Origin of the sequence: Photobacterium kagoshimensis (genome assembly GCF_050337045.1) — a bacterium.
Taxonomy (GTDB): Bacteria; Pseudomonadota; Gammaproteobacteria; order Enterobacterales; family Vibrionaceae; genus Photobacterium; species Photobacterium kagoshimensis.
Window position 1 is genome coordinate 105,701 of the sequence record NZ_JAKJSO010000019.1, and the last position, 15,965, is coordinate 121,665.

17 protein-coding genes are annotated in these 15,965 nt (G+C 45.8%); 7 read left to right on the forward strand and 10 right to left on the reverse strand.

Annotated features, from left to right (window positions below; all coding sequences use genetic code 11):
• Positions 1-5 precede the first annotated feature (5 nt).
• Positions 6-824, forward strand: a complete 819-nt coding sequence (locus L4C35_RS17950) for a symmetrical bis(5'-nucleosyl)-tetraphosphatase (protein WP_428464182.1) — start codon at positions 6-8, stop codon at positions 822-824.
• A 114-nt stretch (positions 825-938) separates the two neighbouring features.
• On the opposite strand, the gene folA is transcribed toward L4C35_RS17950, so the two are convergent.
• The 7 genes from folA to rplU all read right to left on the reverse strand — a co-directional run bounded on the left by folA (position 939) and on the right by rplU (position 5,792).
• Entirely contained in the window at positions 939-1,421 is a 483-nt protein-coding gene (gene folA / locus L4C35_RS17955) for a type 3 dihydrofolate reductase (RefSeq protein ID WP_428464183.1), read from the reverse strand.
• A gap of 72 nt (positions 1,422-1,493) precedes the next feature.
• Positions 1,494-1,967: a threonine/serine exporter family protein gene (locus tag L4C35_RS17960; protein WP_428464184.1), complete on the reverse strand. Its 474-nt coding sequence runs from the start codon at positions 1,965-1,967 to the stop codon at positions 1,494-1,496.
• Entirely contained in the window at positions 1,967-2,755 is a 789-nt protein-coding gene (locus L4C35_RS17965) for a threonine/serine exporter family protein (RefSeq protein WP_428464185.1), read from the reverse strand. Before L4C35_RS17965 ends, L4C35_RS17960 begins: the two co-directional genes overlap by 1 nt.
• 131 nt (positions 2,756-2,886) lie before the next feature.
• Positions 2,887-4,059 carry an Obg family GTPase CgtA gene (gene cgtA, locus L4C35_RS17970; RefSeq protein ID WP_428464186.1) on the reverse strand — a complete coding sequence of 391 codons (1,173 nt, stop codon included), beginning with the start codon at positions 4,057-4,059 and terminating at the stop codon, positions 2,887-2,889.
• 85 nt (positions 4,060-4,144) lie between these two features.
• Positions 4,145-5,074, reverse strand: a complete 930-nt coding sequence (locus L4C35_RS17975; protein WP_428464187.1) for a DMT family transporter — start codon at positions 5,072-5,074, stop codon at positions 4,145-4,147.
• 131 nt (positions 5,075-5,205) lie between these two features.
• Positions 5,206-5,463 carry a 50S ribosomal protein L27 gene (gene rpmA, locus L4C35_RS17980; RefSeq protein WP_048899424.1) on the reverse strand — a complete coding sequence of 86 codons (258 nt, stop codon included), beginning with the start codon at positions 5,461-5,463 and terminating at the stop codon, positions 5,206-5,208.
• Positions 5,464-5,480: 17 nt separating this feature from the next.
• Positions 5,481-5,792 (reverse strand): 50S ribosomal protein L21, encoded by a 312-nt coding sequence (gene rplU, locus L4C35_RS17985; protein ID WP_048899423.1) that lies wholly within the window; start codon positions 5,790-5,792, stop codon positions 5,481-5,483.
• 279 nt (positions 5,793-6,071) lie between these two features.
• On the opposite strand from rplU, the gene ispB reads away from it, so the two are divergent.
• Together ispB and L4C35_RS17995 are read left to right on the forward strand one after the other, a co-directional pair.
• Positions 6,072-7,043 carry an octaprenyl diphosphate synthase gene (ispB, locus tag L4C35_RS17990; protein ID WP_428464188.1) on the forward strand — a complete coding sequence of 324 codons (972 nt, stop codon included), beginning with the start codon at positions 6,072-6,074 and terminating at the stop codon, positions 7,041-7,043.
• A 182-nt stretch (positions 7,044-7,225) separates the two neighbouring features.
• Positions 7,226-7,417: a hypothetical protein gene (locus L4C35_RS17995; RefSeq protein WP_428464189.1), complete on the forward strand. Its 192-nt coding sequence runs from the start codon at positions 7,226-7,228 to the stop codon at positions 7,415-7,417.
• A 92-nt stretch (positions 7,418-7,509) separates the two neighbouring features.
• On the opposite strand, the gene mdh is transcribed toward L4C35_RS17995, so the two are convergent.
• Positions 7,510-8,448 carry a malate dehydrogenase gene (gene mdh, locus L4C35_RS18000; protein WP_428464190.1) on the reverse strand — a complete coding sequence of 313 codons (939 nt, stop codon included), beginning with the start codon at positions 8,446-8,448 and terminating at the stop codon, positions 7,510-7,512.
• A gap of 393 nt (positions 8,449-8,841) precedes the next feature.
• On the opposite strand from mdh, the gene argR reads away from it, so the two are divergent.
• The 4 genes from argR to L4C35_RS18020 all read left to right on the forward strand — a co-directional run bounded on the left by argR (position 8,842) and on the right by L4C35_RS18020 (position 13,800).
• Positions 8,842-9,312, forward strand: a complete 471-nt coding sequence (gene argR, locus L4C35_RS18005; RefSeq protein ID WP_048899492.1) for a transcriptional regulator ArgR — start codon at positions 8,842-8,844, stop codon at positions 9,310-9,312.
• Between the two features lie 299 nt (positions 9,313-9,611).
• Entirely contained in the window at positions 9,612-10,583 is a 972-nt protein-coding gene (locus tag L4C35_RS18010; RefSeq protein ID WP_428464191.1) for a TAXI family TRAP transporter solute-binding subunit, read from the forward strand.
• A gap of 126 nt (positions 10,584-10,709) precedes the next feature.
• Positions 10,710-13,295, forward strand: a complete 2,586-nt coding sequence (locus tag L4C35_RS18015; RefSeq protein WP_428464192.1) for a TRAP transporter permease — start codon at positions 10,710-10,712, stop codon at positions 13,293-13,295.
• Between the two features lie 55 nt (positions 13,296-13,350).
• Positions 13,351-13,800, forward strand: a complete 450-nt coding sequence (locus L4C35_RS18020; protein ID WP_428464193.1) for a universal stress protein — start codon at positions 13,351-13,353, stop codon at positions 13,798-13,800.
• A gap of 65 nt (positions 13,801-13,865) precedes the next feature.
• Here the strand turns inward: L4C35_RS18020 and L4C35_RS18025 are convergent, their stop codons facing one another.
• Together L4C35_RS18025 and mpl are read right to left on the reverse strand one after the other, a co-directional pair.
• Positions 13,866-14,480, reverse strand: coding sequence for a flavin prenyltransferase UbiX (locus L4C35_RS18025; RefSeq protein WP_428464194.1), 615 nt, complete (start codon positions 14,478-14,480; stop codon positions 13,866-13,868).
• A gap of 14 nt (positions 14,481-14,494) precedes the next feature.
• Positions 14,495-15,853, reverse strand: a complete 1,359-nt coding sequence (mpl, locus tag L4C35_RS18030; RefSeq protein ID WP_428464195.1) for a UDP-N-acetylmuramate:L-alanyl-gamma-D-glutamyl-meso-diaminopimelate ligase — start codon at positions 15,851-15,853, stop codon at positions 14,495-14,497.
• Positions 15,854-15,965 lie beyond the last annotated feature (112 nt).

The following is a 15,965-nucleotide window of genomic DNA, read 5'->3' on the forward strand; positions in this document are numbered from 1 at the left end:
GCCTTATGGCCACCTACCTCGTGGGCGACATTCAAGGTTGCCTCGATGATTTGCTATCGTTATTAGATCAAGCGCAATTCAACCCAGAGATCGATGAACTTTGGCTCGCGGGCGATCTCGTCGCCCGTGGCCCTCAATCGCTAGAAACACTGCGCTTTGTTAAAAGCCTCGGCAACAGTGCCACCACAGTACTCGGTAACCATGATCTCCACCTTTTAGCCGTTGCGGAAGGCATCGCTCGATGTAAAGCAAAAGATAAAACCCAAGCCATACTCGATGCCGATGACAGTCAAGAGCTGCTTGAGTGGCTTCGTCAGCAACCTTTACTCGCCGAGCATCCCAACTATTCATTTGTTATGGCGCACGCTGGTATCCCCGTACAGTGGGATTTAGCGCAAGCACACCAACAAGCTCGCGATGTTGAGTCCGTCCTCCAATCGGAACGTTACTTATGGCTACTGCAGAACATGTACGGTAACGGCCCTGATCTATGGTCTGATTCTCTCAATGAATTGGAACAACTGCGCTTTACTATCAATGCATTGACTCGAATGCGCTTTTGCTACCCAGATGGCAGGCTCGACATGGAGTGCAAGCTTTCACCTGGAGAAGAAGGCATTGGTGAATTAATTCCATGGTTTCAACTGCCACGCGTCACACCGCTCAATAAGAAAATCATTTTTGGTCATTGGGCTGCGCTGATGGGGCATGAAGATGAACAAGTGATTGGGCTCGATACAGGCTGTGTCTGGGGAAATAGCATGACACTACTACGCTGGGATGATGGCCAACGATTTGTCAAAGAATGCCCGCTGTATGCCTAATGAAAAATAGGACCAGTAACTATCGTTAAGTGATAGATAGCAAAAGGGTGAGTATGCACTCACCCTTTTTAATCATCTAAAATATCTCACCTTGATGAGAAAACATGCCGTAGTTTATACGCGTTCAAGTACTACAAATCGCATGTCATAGGCATTTTTATCATCGGCTTGGTAACGCTCTTCTTGGCTAACAGACCAATCTTGTCCCCAATCAGGAAAGCAAGTATCCCCCTCAATATCGGCATCAATAAAGGTCAAATACAAGGCGTTAGCCATAGGTAAACATGCTTGGTAAATACTACCACCACCAATGATCATCACTTCATCGACATCACCCGCAGCAACCACAGCAGCATCAATATCAGCAACCACAGTGATCCCTTCAGCTTGGTACTCTGCATTGCGGCTAATAACGATGTTATGACGACCGGGTAATGGGCGGCCAATTGATTCAAACGTTTTACGCCCCATCACAATCGGCTTACCAAGTGTTGCACGCTTAAACCAAGCAAAATCAGCAGGCAAATGCCATGGCATCGCATTATCTTTACCTATGATTCGATTGTTAGCCATAGCGGCAATCATACTGATTTTCATCTTTTCCCCTCAAAGCTTGGTTACGAGCAAGTTGCGTTGTCTCTGTTATAAACAAGAGTTACACGATTGATATTACACAACTGGTCGACGACGATAAAACAATAACCCAGGCATGGCTAGCCCTATTGCCAGTGCCGCTACGATAAAGACAGCTTTCACACCATTTTCCATCAAGGCGGCCAATAGCTGCGGGTTATAGCCTTTATGGTTAATTTCAACAATGGCAATCATAGCTTTAAACGCAAATACACCTGGTACCATAGGGATCATGGCTGCCACGGTAAACACTTTAGGGTGAGCCAGAAAACGGTGAGACCAATGCACCCCAATCATCCCAACAAAAGTTGCAGCGCATAAGGTTGCCCATTCAATCGGCAAACCGTAATGCATAAGCAGAAAGCGGCAGCCATGGCCCAACGCCCCACCAATCGCACAATACTTTAAGGCTTTCTGCGGCACATTAAATACTAATGCAAAACCAACGGCGGGAATCGATGCAAAAAACATATCATTCAGCAAGGCGAATAATAACGATGAAATATCCATTATAACCACCCCCATACACCAAGCACGTTCATCGCCACCACAATCCCTAAACTGGTCGACAAGGTCAGTAAACTGGCCATAGTCCAGCGAGCTATCCCCATATTAGAATACCCCTTCACCATGTCCGACACCGCATTAATCAATGGAAAACCAGGCACAAACATTAATACCGACGATGCCATCGCAAGAAACGGGGTTTCTCCGATGTGGTACACCTGACCAAATCCAGCTATCAAGGTAGTCACAAACGCAGAAACGCCAAAATTAACCAAAGGGTTAAAGTGAGCATGAGCGATTTCTTGGCGCACAAACATACCGACGGCAGAGGCAACAAAGGTTAAAGCGAATACAGGCCAATCTCCGCCCGCTAAACGACTAAAAGAAGCGCAAGATAGGCCGATCATCACAATCACTAAAAAACGGTTATAACGCATCGGCTGCACTTCCTCGAGCCGATCGTGCACCGATTCAAGATCCAGTAAGCCGCGCTCGGCCATGATACAAATACGTTGGATATCAGTGACCACCTGCATGTTGATCCCGCGATCTTGGCAACGTCGTGTCGTCGTAATGCAGCGCCCCCGATGTAAGGTGGTAATCACCATCGAACTGGCGGATAACGAAACTTCGACACTATCAACCCCTAGCGCTAATCCTAAGCGCCGTGTCACTTCCATCACAAGCGTACTTTCAGCGCCATGCTGTAAAAGCTTTTGACCTGCCCCCACGGCGAGGCGTGAGATCTCACGCTGCTGAGGCTCTGTTAACGATATTTCTGGTGATGGCATCCTTTTCCCTCAATCTAATTGCATCCGCAAATTATCATACAAAGCACTAGATCGAGTGTTGACTAGGCACAAAAAAAAACCGCTCATCTCTGAGCGGCTTTCATTTATTATTTTATCGACAAGATAAAAGATTAAGGTTTGTAGATGATTTCAACATCGTAATCATCTTCGTTCCAGTCATCCCAATCATCATCGTCGTCATCGCTTTCTTCAGCTTCTTTCATTTTCTGGGTATGGTAATCATCCCACTTGAAGTCTGCTTTATCTTCAACGGCTTCTTCAACAAGCTCTTCAGCTGGCATGGTTTCAATCAGCTCCATCAAGTCGTAACACAGTTGCTGAAGACCCGTACGGTTAATCGCTGAAATGTTGTAGTGCTTATCTTCCCACGCTAATGCCTCTAAGATCTCATTGATCTTGGTTTGTGCATCTTCGTCAGAAAGCAGATCAACCTTATTGAAAATCAACCAACGCGGCTTATTCGACAGCTTATCGCTGTACTGTTCAAGCTCGTTAATGATCGTAAATGCATTCTCAATTGGATCTGAACCATCAGCAGGTAGAAGGTCAATCATGTGCAATAACACACGGCAACGCTCTAGGTGTTTCAGGAAGCGAATACCTAAGCCAGCGCCATCCGCTGCACCTTCGATAAGACCAGGGATATCTGCAACCACAAAGCTGCGATCATCACCCACACGAACAACACCTAAGCTTGGTACTAAGGTAGTAAATGGGTAGTCTGCAACTTTAGGCTTAGCCGCTGATACCGAACGAATGAAGGTTGATTTACCCGCATTAGGTAGGCCCAGCATACCAACGTCAGCAAGCAGTAGTAGCTCTAAACGTAGGTGACGGATTTCACCTTTTGTACCCATGGTCTTTTGACGTGGAGCACGGTTAACAGATGATTTAAAACGCGTATTACCTAAACCGTGGAAGCCACCTTTCGCCACCATGATTTTCATACCATGTTCGGTAAGATCGGCAATAACTTCACCCGTTTCTTCATCAACCGCGCGTGTACCAACTGGCACAGAAAGCACACGGTCTTCACCGCGCTTACCCGTACAGTTACCACCACGACCATTCTCACCACGAACAGCAGCATGAAAGCGCTCGAAGCGGAAATCGATCAAAGTATTTAGGTTCTCATCTGCCAATAGGTAGACATCGCCGCCATCGCCGCCGTCACCACCGTCTGGACCACCTCGTGGTACATATTTTTCCGTACGGAAACTAACGGTACCGTTACCGCCATCACCCGCATCAACGCGGATTACCGCTTCATCTACAAACTTCATTTTACTCTCCGCGCTGTGGCGTTTAACTACAAAGTAATGATGGCCTATCGCGATCACTACCTGTATTAATGATTGTATCTAGCCTTTACACATTGCGTTGTCGGATGAATTTATGCCCAATAGCACAAAACATTGCACCACTCACAACAACCAAAGCGCCTAAGTACCCAAGAATATTCAAAGGTGCAGCCACAAAAAATTGCGGCCATACAAGGCTAGCTAAATCAACAAAGATTATCGTAAACAAGGGTGCTAGTGTTATCACAGCACTCACTTGTGATGCCTGCCAGCGTGCCATTGCTTCTGCAAATGCACCGTAACCAACAAGCGTATTTATACAGCAAAACATCAACATGCCTAGCTGTCTCGAATCCATTAGTAACAGTTGTTCTGGTTCCGCCATCGGCGTCAACATAACAGCACAAATAACATAGATCATAAATAAGATCTGAGCTGAACTGTAGTGTTTTAACAACTGCTTTTGGGCAAGCCCATACACCACCCAAACTAAGGCGGCTAATACTGCTAATGATACGCCAACTGTATAGCCAGTAAAACTAGTGAACAGTTCTAACAAACGCTCATTAAAAAACAATAGCAAACCAAGAAGTAAACACCCTACCCCTATGATCTGATGAACTCCGAGTTTTTCTTTAAACACCCACGCACTGGAGATCAATAAGATCACGGGTGCCAATTGAATGATCACTTGAACAACGGGAGGATGTAAATATTCTAGCGCACTATTGAAAAGAACAAAGTTCCCCGCCAGGCCAATGCTCGCTAATAAAAGAATAACGACACTGTTTTTGCCACCGACTAACCGCGTAGGTAACTGTTTCCGAACGCCTAATAGTAATCCAAGCCCAATAGAGGCAGTAAGAAAACGATACCAAACGATGGTAAAAGGTGACATCACCTCGACAGCCTGCTTCATCGCAATGGGTAGCGCTCCCCAAAATACTGCGGTGGTTAGCGCCAAAGCGATGCCTATTGTCGTGTTTCTACTCGACATACAGACCTCTCAATGTGATTTATATCACGCATTCATAGTAAGCAGAGTGAAACCTATCCACCACAATAAATGCTGACATAATAAAAAGCCCCGCCAATTGGCAGGGCTTTGATATTCATTACGAGGCTAAATTATTCAGCTTCGATAGAAATGAATTTACGGTTCTTAGGACCTTTAACTTCGAATTTCACTTTACCGTCAGATAGAGCGAATAGAGTGTGGTCTTTACCGCAACCTACGTTAGTACCAGCGTGGAATTTAGTACCACGTTGACGTACGATGATGTTACCTGCAAGTACAGATTCGCCACCGAAACGCTTAACACCTAGGCGTTTGCTTTCTGAATCACGGCCGTTATTAGTAGAACCGCCAGCTTTTTTATGTGCCATTTTTTATTCTCCTGTAATTAAGCGCTGATGCCAGTAATTTTGACTTCAGTGAACCACTGACGGTGGCCCATTTGCTTACGAGAATGCTTACGGCGACGGAACTTAACGATTTTAACTTTATCGCCACGACCGTGTGTAACAACTTCAGCTGTTACTTTACCGCCAGCTACGAAAGGTGCACCAACGGTAACTTCTTCACCGTTAGCTACTAGAAGAACACTGTCAAACTCAACGTTTGCGCCAGTTTCTGCGTCTAGTTTTTCCAAGCGTAAGGTTTGGCCTTCGCTCACTCGGTGTTGTTTACCACCACTTTGGAAAACAGCGTACATGTCTTACTCCGCTTTTCCGCATAGGCCATTTGCCACGGTTAATTTTTGGGCAATGGGTATGCGCTTAATCTTGTCATCAATAGGGCGCGAATGTTACGTGAAATCGCATCTTCTGGCAAGCGATTAAACAAAAAAATTGGCGAAAAGCTATTCACAAACGAAAGTCACGTGATTCACCCCCTTAGAGGTTAGGAAGATACCACATTTTTGTGTAAGATTCGGACATCAATTAAAAATAACTTTCCGCCTTTGCGGGGTCTCTTTTAGCTGGATGTATTAATGGATTTTAAAGCTATCCAAGCGCTTACCGCCTTAGATATGGCGGAAGTTGACGCGAAGATACAAGCACAACTTAATTCCGACGTAGCGCTCATTAACCAACTGGGTTTTTACATTGTTAGCGGTGGTGGTAAACGCCTTCGCCCAATGCTGTCTGTATTAGCCGCTCGAGCTCTTGGCTACGAGGGTGAAAAACATACAACTGCAGCGGCTTTTGTCGAATTTATCCATACCGCAACATTGCTTCATGATGACGTGGTTGACGAGTCCGATATGCGCCGTGGAAAAGAAACGGCAAACGCTGCATTTGGCAATGCGGCAAGCGTATTAGTTGGCGATTATATCTACACTCGCTCTTTCCAAATGATGACCAGTTTACGTTCACTGCGTATTCTCGACATCATGAGTGAAGCCACCAATGTGATTGCCGAAGGTGAGGTTCAGCAGTTAATGAACTGCAATGATCCTAATACGACCGAAGACAGCTACATGCAGGTTATTTACTCGAAAACGGCACGTCTGTTTGAAGCTGCAACCCAAATTGCCGCTATCATCGCAGATGCACCTGCTGAGATTGAGCTAGCACTGCAGGACTACGGCCGCTACTTAGGTACCGCTTTTCAACTTATCGATGATGTTCTCGATTACATTGCTGATGGTAAAGAAATGGGTAAAAACGTTGGTGACGACCTTGCTGAAGGTAAACCAACCTTACCATTACTCCATGCGATGCATAATGGTAACGATGAACAAGCCGCTATGATCCGTGAAGCAATAGAAAAAGCCAACGGTATGGAGAAGCTAGAGGCTATCTTAGCTTGTATGCACCAGGCTGGCTCACTGGAATATACTCAGCAACGTGCTGAAGAAGAAGCGGACAAAGCGATTGCAGCTCTTGCACCTCTTCCTGAATCCTCTTACAAAGAAGCTTTAGTCGCACTCGCTCATTTAGCAGTGAAGCGAAATAAATAACCACCAGCCCTTTTCAGCTAAAAAGCCTGCTTAACCGCAGGCTTTTTTATTTCTTAACCAAGCTTCGTCACTTTCACCACCATCTCTTCCCCCCCCAGCAAGGATCCTTATGATCTAAACTACACTCAGATCGTATAATCTGTACCACAGTTATTTTTTCAACACTAGTTTGGAGGGATACAATGCAAGCAAGTGATTTAAAGCAAGGTATGTGGGTCGAGCACCAGCATGAGATCGCCGAAGTCATCGCTGTAGATCACAGCAACAACACCGCGATCATTGAAAACCAAAATGATCATCAACGATCCAGCATCTCTTGTGAAGAGATCACCGATCAACCACAGCTTCATGCAGGCTGTGATCGTTACTATTGATACCAATAACTGACACCATCAATCACAGACACAAAAAAAGCGGCATAATCGCCGCTTTTTCTTAATCGAATAACAGACACTGCGCTGAAGTATTACTTCGCCGCAAACTCTTCGCCTTTGGCGATATCACCTTGAAGCGTGTCTAGCATGCTATCTAGTGCTTGTTGTTCAAATGCACTCAAGCTGCCGTAATCCATCACTTCTTCAACACCTTCTTTGCCAAGTAGTACTGGCTGGGCGAAGAAGCGAGCATGCTTACCATCACCTTCGACGTAAGCGCACTCAACGACGCTTTCTTCACCTTGTAGCGCACGAACAAGAGCAAGCCCGAAACGACATGCCGCCTGGCCCATAGACAGTGTTGCAGAACCACCACCCGCTTTTGCTTCAACAACCTCAGTTCCCGCATTTTGGATACGTGGCGTTAATGCTTTCACTTCTTCTTCGGTGAACTCGACACCTTCTACCTGAGATAGAAGAGGAAGGATCGTAACGCCTGAGTGACCACCAATAACTGGGACACGTACGTTACATGGCTCCGTACCTTTTAGCTCTGCGACAAAAGTTTCCGAGCGGATAACGTCCAGTGTTGTTACACCAAACAGTTTGCGTTTGTCGTAGACACCCGCTTTTTTCAATACATCAGCCGCAATCGCCACTGTGGTATTCACTGGGTTGGTGATAATACCGACACAAGCTTTTGGACATACCACTGCAATTTTTTCAGCCAGTGATTTCACAATGCCCGCATTCACATTGAATAGGTCCGCACGATCCATACCTGGTTTACGTGCCACACCGGCTGAAATCAAAACAACATCAGCACCTTCTAACGCAGGAGTCGGATCCTCACCGCAGTAACCTTTAATCGATACTGGCGTCGGGATATGGCTAAGATCAACCGCAACACCAGGTGTAACAGGGGCAATGTCATAAAGAGCAAGATCAGAACCTGCAGGTAGGCGGTTTTTCAGTAGCAAAGCCAACGCTTGCCCGATACCACCTGCAGCACCAATAACAGCAACTTTCATATTCGTTCTCCTTTACGATAGAAGTATATTTTTCAGACCAAAATCAATCACATTAACTAATTGTCTCACGACTCTTCTTAACGATCCTTTCTGATCAATTAGTTAATCTGGCTAAAACGTTATAGCAAGCCCAAAAGAAATACAATCAAACACCACTTGGTTTGCGAAGTCACGCATAAGGTGTAAATAATGTGCTAGATGAATAACCCTTTGTCTTATTCGTAATGAGATTCAGGTCTCTCTTTCAACACAAATACGGCTTGAATATGTCCGAATGCTATTAATAATTTTTCGTAATAGTGATTAGAACATCAGTTTGCATGAACACTGTTTGCTACAACTGGCATGCTTATGCAAAAATACGCTACCTCGTCCCTGTTCATACTAAAAATTATGCGCAATTCAGATAAGCAAGAACGTCTAATCAAAGCCTTTAAATCAATCTTGAAAGAAGAGAAATTCAGCTCTCAGGGTGAAATTGTTGATGCTCTGAAAGCTCAAGGGTTCGAAAACATTAACCAATCGAAAGTATCCCGAATGCTAACCAAGTTCGGTGCGGTACGAACCCGTAATGCAAAAATGGAAATGGTGTACTGCCTTCCTGTTGAGCTAGGTGTACCAACAACCTCTAGCCCACTGAAAGAGTTAGTAATGGAAGTTGGCTACAACAGTGCTTTAGTGGTTATCCACACGGGCCCTGGTGCGGCACAAGTAATTGCCCGTTTACTTGATTCTTTAGGAAAAGCAGAAGGTATTCTTGGTGTGGTTGCCGGTGATGATACGATTTTCATTACGCCCACTCATACCATTACGACCGAAGATCTGTACAACTCTGTTTGCGATCTGTTTGATTACAGTAAGTAAATACTATAACTGGGTAGCCTGCTACCCAGTTATAAAGTGAGACCCGCTTCACATTCAAACAAAATCTCCTTCATCCCAGCCTCTTAATTCAACATATTGATTTTTAACACCAATCAAACATATCCCTTTGTTTCATCTTGTTATAAACCCTTAACCAAACAGTAATTTCGTTAACATAGTTTTAAACTTATGGTGTAGTTTTGCTATTATCATCGTGATTTGCATCTCGCAATGATGCCGTTTCCAACGATGGAAAGCATTTCCACATGCAAGATAACAACAATTAGGAAGGGATAAACATGGCATTGAAACAACTATTAAAAGTTAGTGCTATCGCAGCAGCCTTTGCTGTATCAGGTATGGCTAACGCCCAAGAGTTTATTACGATTGGTACAGGTTCAGTCACCGGCGTTTACTACCCAACAGGCGGGGCAATTTGTAAGCTGGTAAACAAAGACCGTAAAGAGCACAAGGTTCGTTGTTCTGTTGAATCAACAGGTGGATCAATTTACAACGTAAACACTATGCGCGCAGGTGAACTGGATTTTGGTATTGTGCAATCTGACTGGCAATATCATGGCTATAACGGCACCAGTAAATTTACCGACCAAGGCCCATACAAAAAACTACGTGCTGTCTTCTCTCTTCATACTGAACCTTTCAATATCATCGCTCGTTCAGATGCAGGCATTAATGGCGTTGAAGATCTAAAAGGTAAACGCGTTAATATTGGTAACCCCGGCTCTGGCGACCGCGCCACTATGGGTGTGGTCATGGATGCACTGGGTTGGACCAATGCAGACTTCAAACTGGCCGCTGAACTAAAAGGGTCTGAGCGTTCACAAGCCCTTTGCGATAACAAAATTGATGCCTTCATTTACATGGTTGGTCACCCAAACGGCTCAATCAAAGAAGCAACAACCTCTTGTGATGCAAAACTCGTGTCGGCACAAGGTGCTGAAATCGACAAGATTGTGGCTGATAACCCTTACTACGCGAAAAGCACTGTCCCTGGTGGCATGTACAAAGGTACCGATAACGATGTAAACAGCTTTGGTGTGGCTGCGACACTGGTGTCATCAACCGATGTCTCTGATGACGTTGTTTACGCTGTCGTGAAATCCGTCTTTGAAAACTTTGATACCTTCAAACGACTACACCCTGCGTTTGCCAACCTAAAACCAGAACAAATGGTGAAGGATGGTCTATCGATTCCTTTACACCCAGGCGCTGTTCGCTACTACAAAGAAAAAGGTTACCTGCCAAAGTAATCGCTTTCGACTAAAGTTAAGAGGCACTTGCTGCCAATCTATGCGCCGCCTCTGCGGCGCATAGTGCTTTATAGAACACAACATCTAAAACAAATAATAAATCAGCCCATCGAAGAAGGATGATGCATGACGAAGACAACGCAAACGTCGGCAGATGTGCAGGATATGGTGGCGCAAGCAGATACAGGGGCAAGGAGCCCAACTGGACTTGCAGGACGTATCTTATGGTTTGTACCTCTATGCTGGTCACTATTTCAGCTTTGGTACGCTTCACCACTGCCATTTATTTTTAATTTCGCTATCTTAAATGACACAGAGGCACGCTCTGTTCACTTAGCCTTCGCTATTTTCTTAGCCTTTACGGCTTATCCTGCCTTAAAACGCTCCCCGCGAGATCACATTCCTGTTGTTGACTGGGTACTGGCTCTAACTGGTAGTTTTGCGGCGGCTTATATCTATATTTTCTATACCAGTCTTGCTGAGCGTTCAGGCGCGCCGACTCAAATTGATATTATCGTCGCCGTGGCTGGGATGATTTTGTTGCTCGAAGCAACACGTCGTGCATTAGGTCCACCATTAATGGTGGTTGCAGCCGTCTTCTTGCTCTATACCTTTGGTGGCCCACACATGCCGGATGTGATTGCCCATAAAGGAGCAAGCCTCAATAAAGCCATGTCACATTTATGGCTCACTACGGAGGGGGTATTTGGGGTAGCTTTAGGGGTTTCAACCTCCTTTGTCTTCTTATTTGTCCTCTTTGGTGCCATGTTAGAACGCGCAGGGGCTGGGGCTTATTTTATTAAAGTCGCTTTCTCATTACTTGGCCATATGCGTGGCGGCCCTGCAAAAGCAGCGGTGGTAGCTTCGGGTTTATCAGGGCTCGTTTCGGGTTCATCCATTGCCAATGTTGTAACAACAGGTACTTTCACCATTCCGCTAATGAAGCGAGTGGGCTTTCCTGGCACAAAAGCAGGGGCGGTCGAAGTCGCGGCATCAACCAACGGTCAGCTAACGCCACCTATTATGGGGGCTGCGGCATTTTTAATGGTTGAGTACGTGGGGATTTCCTATGTTGAGGTAATTAAAGCGGCATTACTGCCAGCGTTAATTTCTTACATTGCCCTGCTTTACATTGTTCACCTTGAAGCCTGTAAAGCAGGCATGTCTGGGTTACCACGTCGCTATAAGCCAACTATGGCACAAAGTTTATTGTCTTTTACAGGCACAATCTTAGGCTTAATCGTACTGAGTGCGGCAGTCTATTATGGCGTGGGCTGGACCAAGGATGCCTTTGGCGCAGCCGCTACTCCTATGATTGCCGTGGTGGTGCTGATTGCTTATGTGCTATTAGTTAGGCTTTCGGCTAATTATCAAGATCACCGAATGGAAGACCCAAATCAAGAGTTAACCGAAGTGCCCGATCCTGGTCCTACCGTTAAGTCAGGTTTGTATTTCCTGCTGCCTATCGTGGTACTGGTATGGTGTTTAACCGTAGAACGTTTCTCTCCTGGCCTCTCTGCTTTCTGGGCAACGGTGTTTATGATCTTTATCTTGTTAACTCAGCGCCCGCTATTGGCACTGTTTAACAAAGAAAAAAGCTTACCTGATGCCGCAATGGAAGGCGTACACGACTTATTAGAAAGCTTGGTATCTGGTGCACGAAACATGATAGGTATCGGGGTGGCAACAGCAGCTGCTGGTACGGTCGTAGGCGTTGTTACCCTAACAGGGATCGGCTTAGTGATGACCGACTTTGTCGAGTTCATTTCTGGCGGAAATATCATTCTGATGCTGATCTTCACCGCGATCATCAGTTTAATATTAGGAATGGGCTTACCCACAACGGCGAATTACATCGTTGTTTCAACCTTGATGGCACCTGTTATTGTTACTTTAGGCGCGCAAAATGGCCTGATTATTCCCTTAATTGCTGTTCACCTGTTCGTGTTCTATTTCGGGATCCTTGCCGATGATACACCGCCTGTCGGATTAGCGGCTTTTGCTGCCGCTGCAATCGCAAAATCAGATCCAATCAGAACGGGGATCCAAGGCTTCACCTACGATATACGCACCGCCATTCTACCTTTCATGTTCATCTTCAATACTCAGCTATTAATGATGGATATTGATACTTGGTGGCACCTATTACTCACAGTCGGCTCTGCTGTCATCGCCATGTTGACCTTCTCGGCGGCAACCCAAGGGTGGTGGTTTACCAAAACAAAATGGTGGGAAGTCGCGGCCTTATTGCTCATTACCTTCTCATTATTCCGTCCTGGGTTTTGGTGGGATATGGTCTACCCCGCAAAACATGAAATGCCAGGCACGCTGATTGTGGACGCTGCTGATAAACTTGCCATCGGCGAACCTATTGAGCTGCAAGTCTCGGGGGAAAACCTTGACGGTAAAATAATCAGTAAGCATGTGCGCTTACCCTTCGATGAAACCGCGGTTAACCCTGACGATCGTATCGCGTCTACTGGGCTGATGCTTCGTCAAGAAGGTGACAAGATGTTGGTTGATATGATCGAATTTGGTAGCCCAGCCGAAGCGGCAGGGATCGACTTTGATTGGGAGATCACAACAGTGAGCCTGCCAGCTGTTAGGCCAATGAAAGAATGGGTCTTTGTACCCACTTTATTATTGCTTGCAGCCTTAGGGTGGAACCAACGTCGACGTGCGCAATTAACACAAACATCTACCACAGCATAACCTTATCGTCAGGGAGGTCGCCTTCCTGGCAATGCTATTAGCAAAGAGACTCACTATGTATAAACAAATTTTGGTCCCGGTTGATCTCAATGAACAAGGGTTTGCAGATAAAGCCGTTGAACTGGCCGTTTGGCACGCCAAACAAAGTAATGCCACCATCCACTTATTGAACGTGCTACCAGGCATTCACATGTCGATGGTATCGAGTTACTTCCCTAAGGATGCCGCTCGGAAAATGCGCCAAGATGCTCAGGCGCAATTAAAAGCCTTTGCAGAAAAATACATCCCAGACGAAGTCTTACACCATCAATATATTTCAGAAGGGAAAACATGGAGCACTATCATAGATAATGCGACACGCGTAGGCGCCGATTTGATTATTATGCCAAGTCATAAACGATCTAAACTCGATAAAGTCATGCTCGGATCTGTCGCCTCAAAAGTGGTCGAAAACTCTCCCATCAATGTGTTGGTACTCAAACCACAAGGTCTGGTAACCGAATAGTCGTCACTAATCCCTTTGATGACATCCAATAAAAAAGCTCGCTGATGCGAGCTTTTTCTGTGTGCTTAGCGGTGATCATAGCCCCAACGCGGTACTAGCCCCTGCTCAACGCCTAAGTGATCCAATATTCTCGCCACCATAAAATCGACCAAATCATCAATCGACTGCGGTTGATGATAGAATCCTGGTGCAGCTGGCATGATAGTGACCCCCATTTGGGATAGCTTGAGCATATTCTCGAGATGTAAGGTCGAAAATGGCGTTTCACGCACCACCATCAACAGTTGCCCACGCTCTTTCATCACCACATCAGCAGCACGCTCTAGCAGGTTATCCGACATACCGTGTGCCACCGATGCTAAAGTCCCTGCAGAGCACGGACACACCACCATTTTTTTCGGGGCAGCAGAGCCTGAAGCAACAGGTGAAAACCAGTCTTCTTTTCCGCAAACCTCTAATTTACTGGCATCGCAGGCTAAATGATCAACCAAGGCTTTCTTCGCCGCTTCTGGGCCTGATGGTAACTTCAAGCCATGCTCGGTGGCTAATACGACTCTCGCCGCTGAAGATATCAGCAAATAAACCTGATAATCCGCCGCTAATAAGCATTCAAGTAAGCGTAAACCATAAGGAGCGCCAGAGGCTCCCGTCCACGCGAGTGTGATCCGTTTATCGGTCATGTTACATCTTCTTTTTATTTCTGTTCTGCTAATGCATGCAGCAATTTGTCATGGATCCCACCGAACCCGCCGTTACTCATAACGAGAATATGATCGTTAGGTTTCGCTTGGGCAACAATACGCGCCACCAGCGCATCAAGATCACTCTCGGTATACGCAGGCTGATGACATTGATCCGCAATCTCTTGTACAGACCAAGGGATATTATCGGGTTGCAATAAAAACACTTCATCAGCAGCGTGTAACGATGGCGCTAAATCATCCTTATGCACACCAAGCTTCATGGTGTTAGAACGCGGCTCAAGTACTGCGAGAATACGCTCAGATCCCACCTTGGCACGCAAACCGCCCATTGTGAGTTCCACGGCAGTTGGGTGATGAGCAAAGTCATCATAGACGGTAATATCGTTCACGGTGCCTTTTAGTTCTAACCGTCGTTTGGTATTCACAAACGTCGCTAAGGCTTCACAGCCTAAATCGGGTGTCACGCCAACATGCCGTGCAGCGGCAATCGCCATTAGCGCATTATTCACATTATGATCGCCCACCAAGTCCCACTTCACTGTACCAACCAGCTGCGCATCCAGATAAACATCAAACACACTGCCGTCGGCAATCTGCTTTTTGGCTTGCCAATGGCCATCGTCACCTAAGTATTCCAATTCACTCCAGCAGCCCATCTCTAAGGTCTGTTGGATGTTATCAACACCACTCGGCGCTAAAATACGACCATTTCCCGGCACAGTTCGCACTAAATGATGAAACTGACGCTGAATCGCTTTCAAATCATCAAAAATATCTGCGTGATCGAACTCTAGGTTATTCATAATCAGTGTTCGTGGTCGATAATGAACGAACTTAGAACGTTTATCGAAAAAAGCACTATCGTATTCGTCCGCTTCAACCACAAAGAACATGCTTTCACCTAACCTCGCGGAAATACCGAAGTTTCCAAGCACGCCCCCCACTAAGAACCCTGGTTGATAGCCACAGTCTTCAAGGATCCACGCCAGCATACTGGCCGTTGTCGTCTTACCGTGAGTACCTGCTACTGCCATCACCCAGCGATCATGCAGTAAGAACTCCTGCAACCACTGAGGGCCTGATGTATAGCGCAAATTGTGATTCAACACATATTCCACACAAGGATTGCCACGGCTCATCGCATTACCTATCACGACGAGATCTGGCTCAGGCTTGAGCTGTTCAGGATCATAACCCTGAATTATTTCAATACCTTGAGATTCTAGCAATGTACTCATTGGGGGATAAACATTGGCGTCACACCCAGTGACTTTATGGCCAAGTTGACGCGCAAGTAAGGCCGCACCGCCCATGAAAGTGCCGCAGATTCCTAGTATATGGATATGCATAATTGTCGACTCACAAACTTAAAAAATGTGAAGTCACGCTTTTGCGTTACTTCGTTACCATAAAAAAGATCTTTATATACAATTGGATACGAGGCATTAATGCCGAAACACG

Bases quoted from the DNA above. Each gene is read 5' to 3' on its own strand.
- argR (WP_048899492.1), top strand. From the start codon at position 8,842: ATGCGCAATTCAGATAAGCAAGAACGTCTAATCAAAGCCTTTAAATCA.
- folA (WP_428464183.1), bottom strand. From the start codon at position 1,421: ATGAAAATCAGTATGATTGCCGCTATGGCTAACAATCGAATCATAGGT.
- rpmA (WP_048899424.1), bottom strand. From the start codon at position 5,463: ATGGCACATAAAAAAGCTGGCGGTTCTACTAATAACGGCCGTGATTCA.
- L4C35_RS18020 (WP_428464193.1), top strand. From the start codon at position 13,351: ATGTATAAACAAATTTTGGTCCCGGTTGATCTCAATGAACAAGGGTTT.
- rplU (WP_048899423.1), bottom strand. From the start codon at position 5,792: ATGTACGCTGTTTTCCAAAGTGGTGGTAAACAACACCGAGTGAGCGAA.
- L4C35_RS17995 (WP_428464189.1), top strand. From the start codon at position 7,226: ATGCAAGCAAGTGATTTAAAGCAAGGTATGTGGGTCGAGCACCAGCAT.
- L4C35_RS17965 (WP_428464185.1), bottom strand. From the start codon at position 2,755: ATGCCATCACCAGAAATATCGTTAACAGAGCCTCAGCAGCGTGAGATC.
- mdh (WP_428464190.1), bottom strand. From the start codon at position 8,448: ATGAAAGTTGCTGTTATTGGTGCTGCAGGTGGTATCGGGCAAGCGTTG.
- L4C35_RS17960 (WP_428464184.1), bottom strand. From the start codon at position 1,967: ATGGATATTTCATCGTTATTATTCGCCTTGCTGAATGATATGTTTTTT.
- L4C35_RS18015 (WP_428464192.1), top strand. From the start codon at position 10,710: ATGACGAAGACAACGCAAACGTCGGCAGATGTGCAGGATATGGTGGCG.
- L4C35_RS18010 (WP_428464191.1), top strand. From the start codon at position 9,612: ATGGCATTGAAACAACTATTAAAAGTTAGTGCTATCGCAGCAGCCTTT.
- L4C35_RS18025 (WP_428464194.1), bottom strand. From the start codon at position 14,480: ATGACCGATAAACGGATCACACTCGCGTGGACGGGAGCCTCTGGCGCT.
- ispB (WP_428464188.1), top strand. From the start codon at position 6,072: ATGGATTTTAAAGCTATCCAAGCGCTTACCGCCTTAGATATGGCGGAA.
- L4C35_RS17975 (WP_428464187.1), bottom strand. From the start codon at position 5,074: ATGTCGAGTAGAAACACGACAATAGGCATCGCTTTGGCGCTAACCACC.
- mpl (WP_428464195.1), bottom strand. From the start codon at position 15,853: ATGCATATCCATATACTAGGAATCTGCGGCACTTTCATGGGCGGTGCG.
- L4C35_RS17950 (WP_428464182.1), top strand. From the start codon at position 6: ATGGCCACCTACCTCGTGGGCGACATTCAAGGTTGCCTCGATGATTTG.
- cgtA (WP_428464186.1), bottom strand. From the start codon at position 4,059: ATGAAGTTTGTAGATGAAGCGGTAATCCGCGTTGATGCGGGTGATGGC.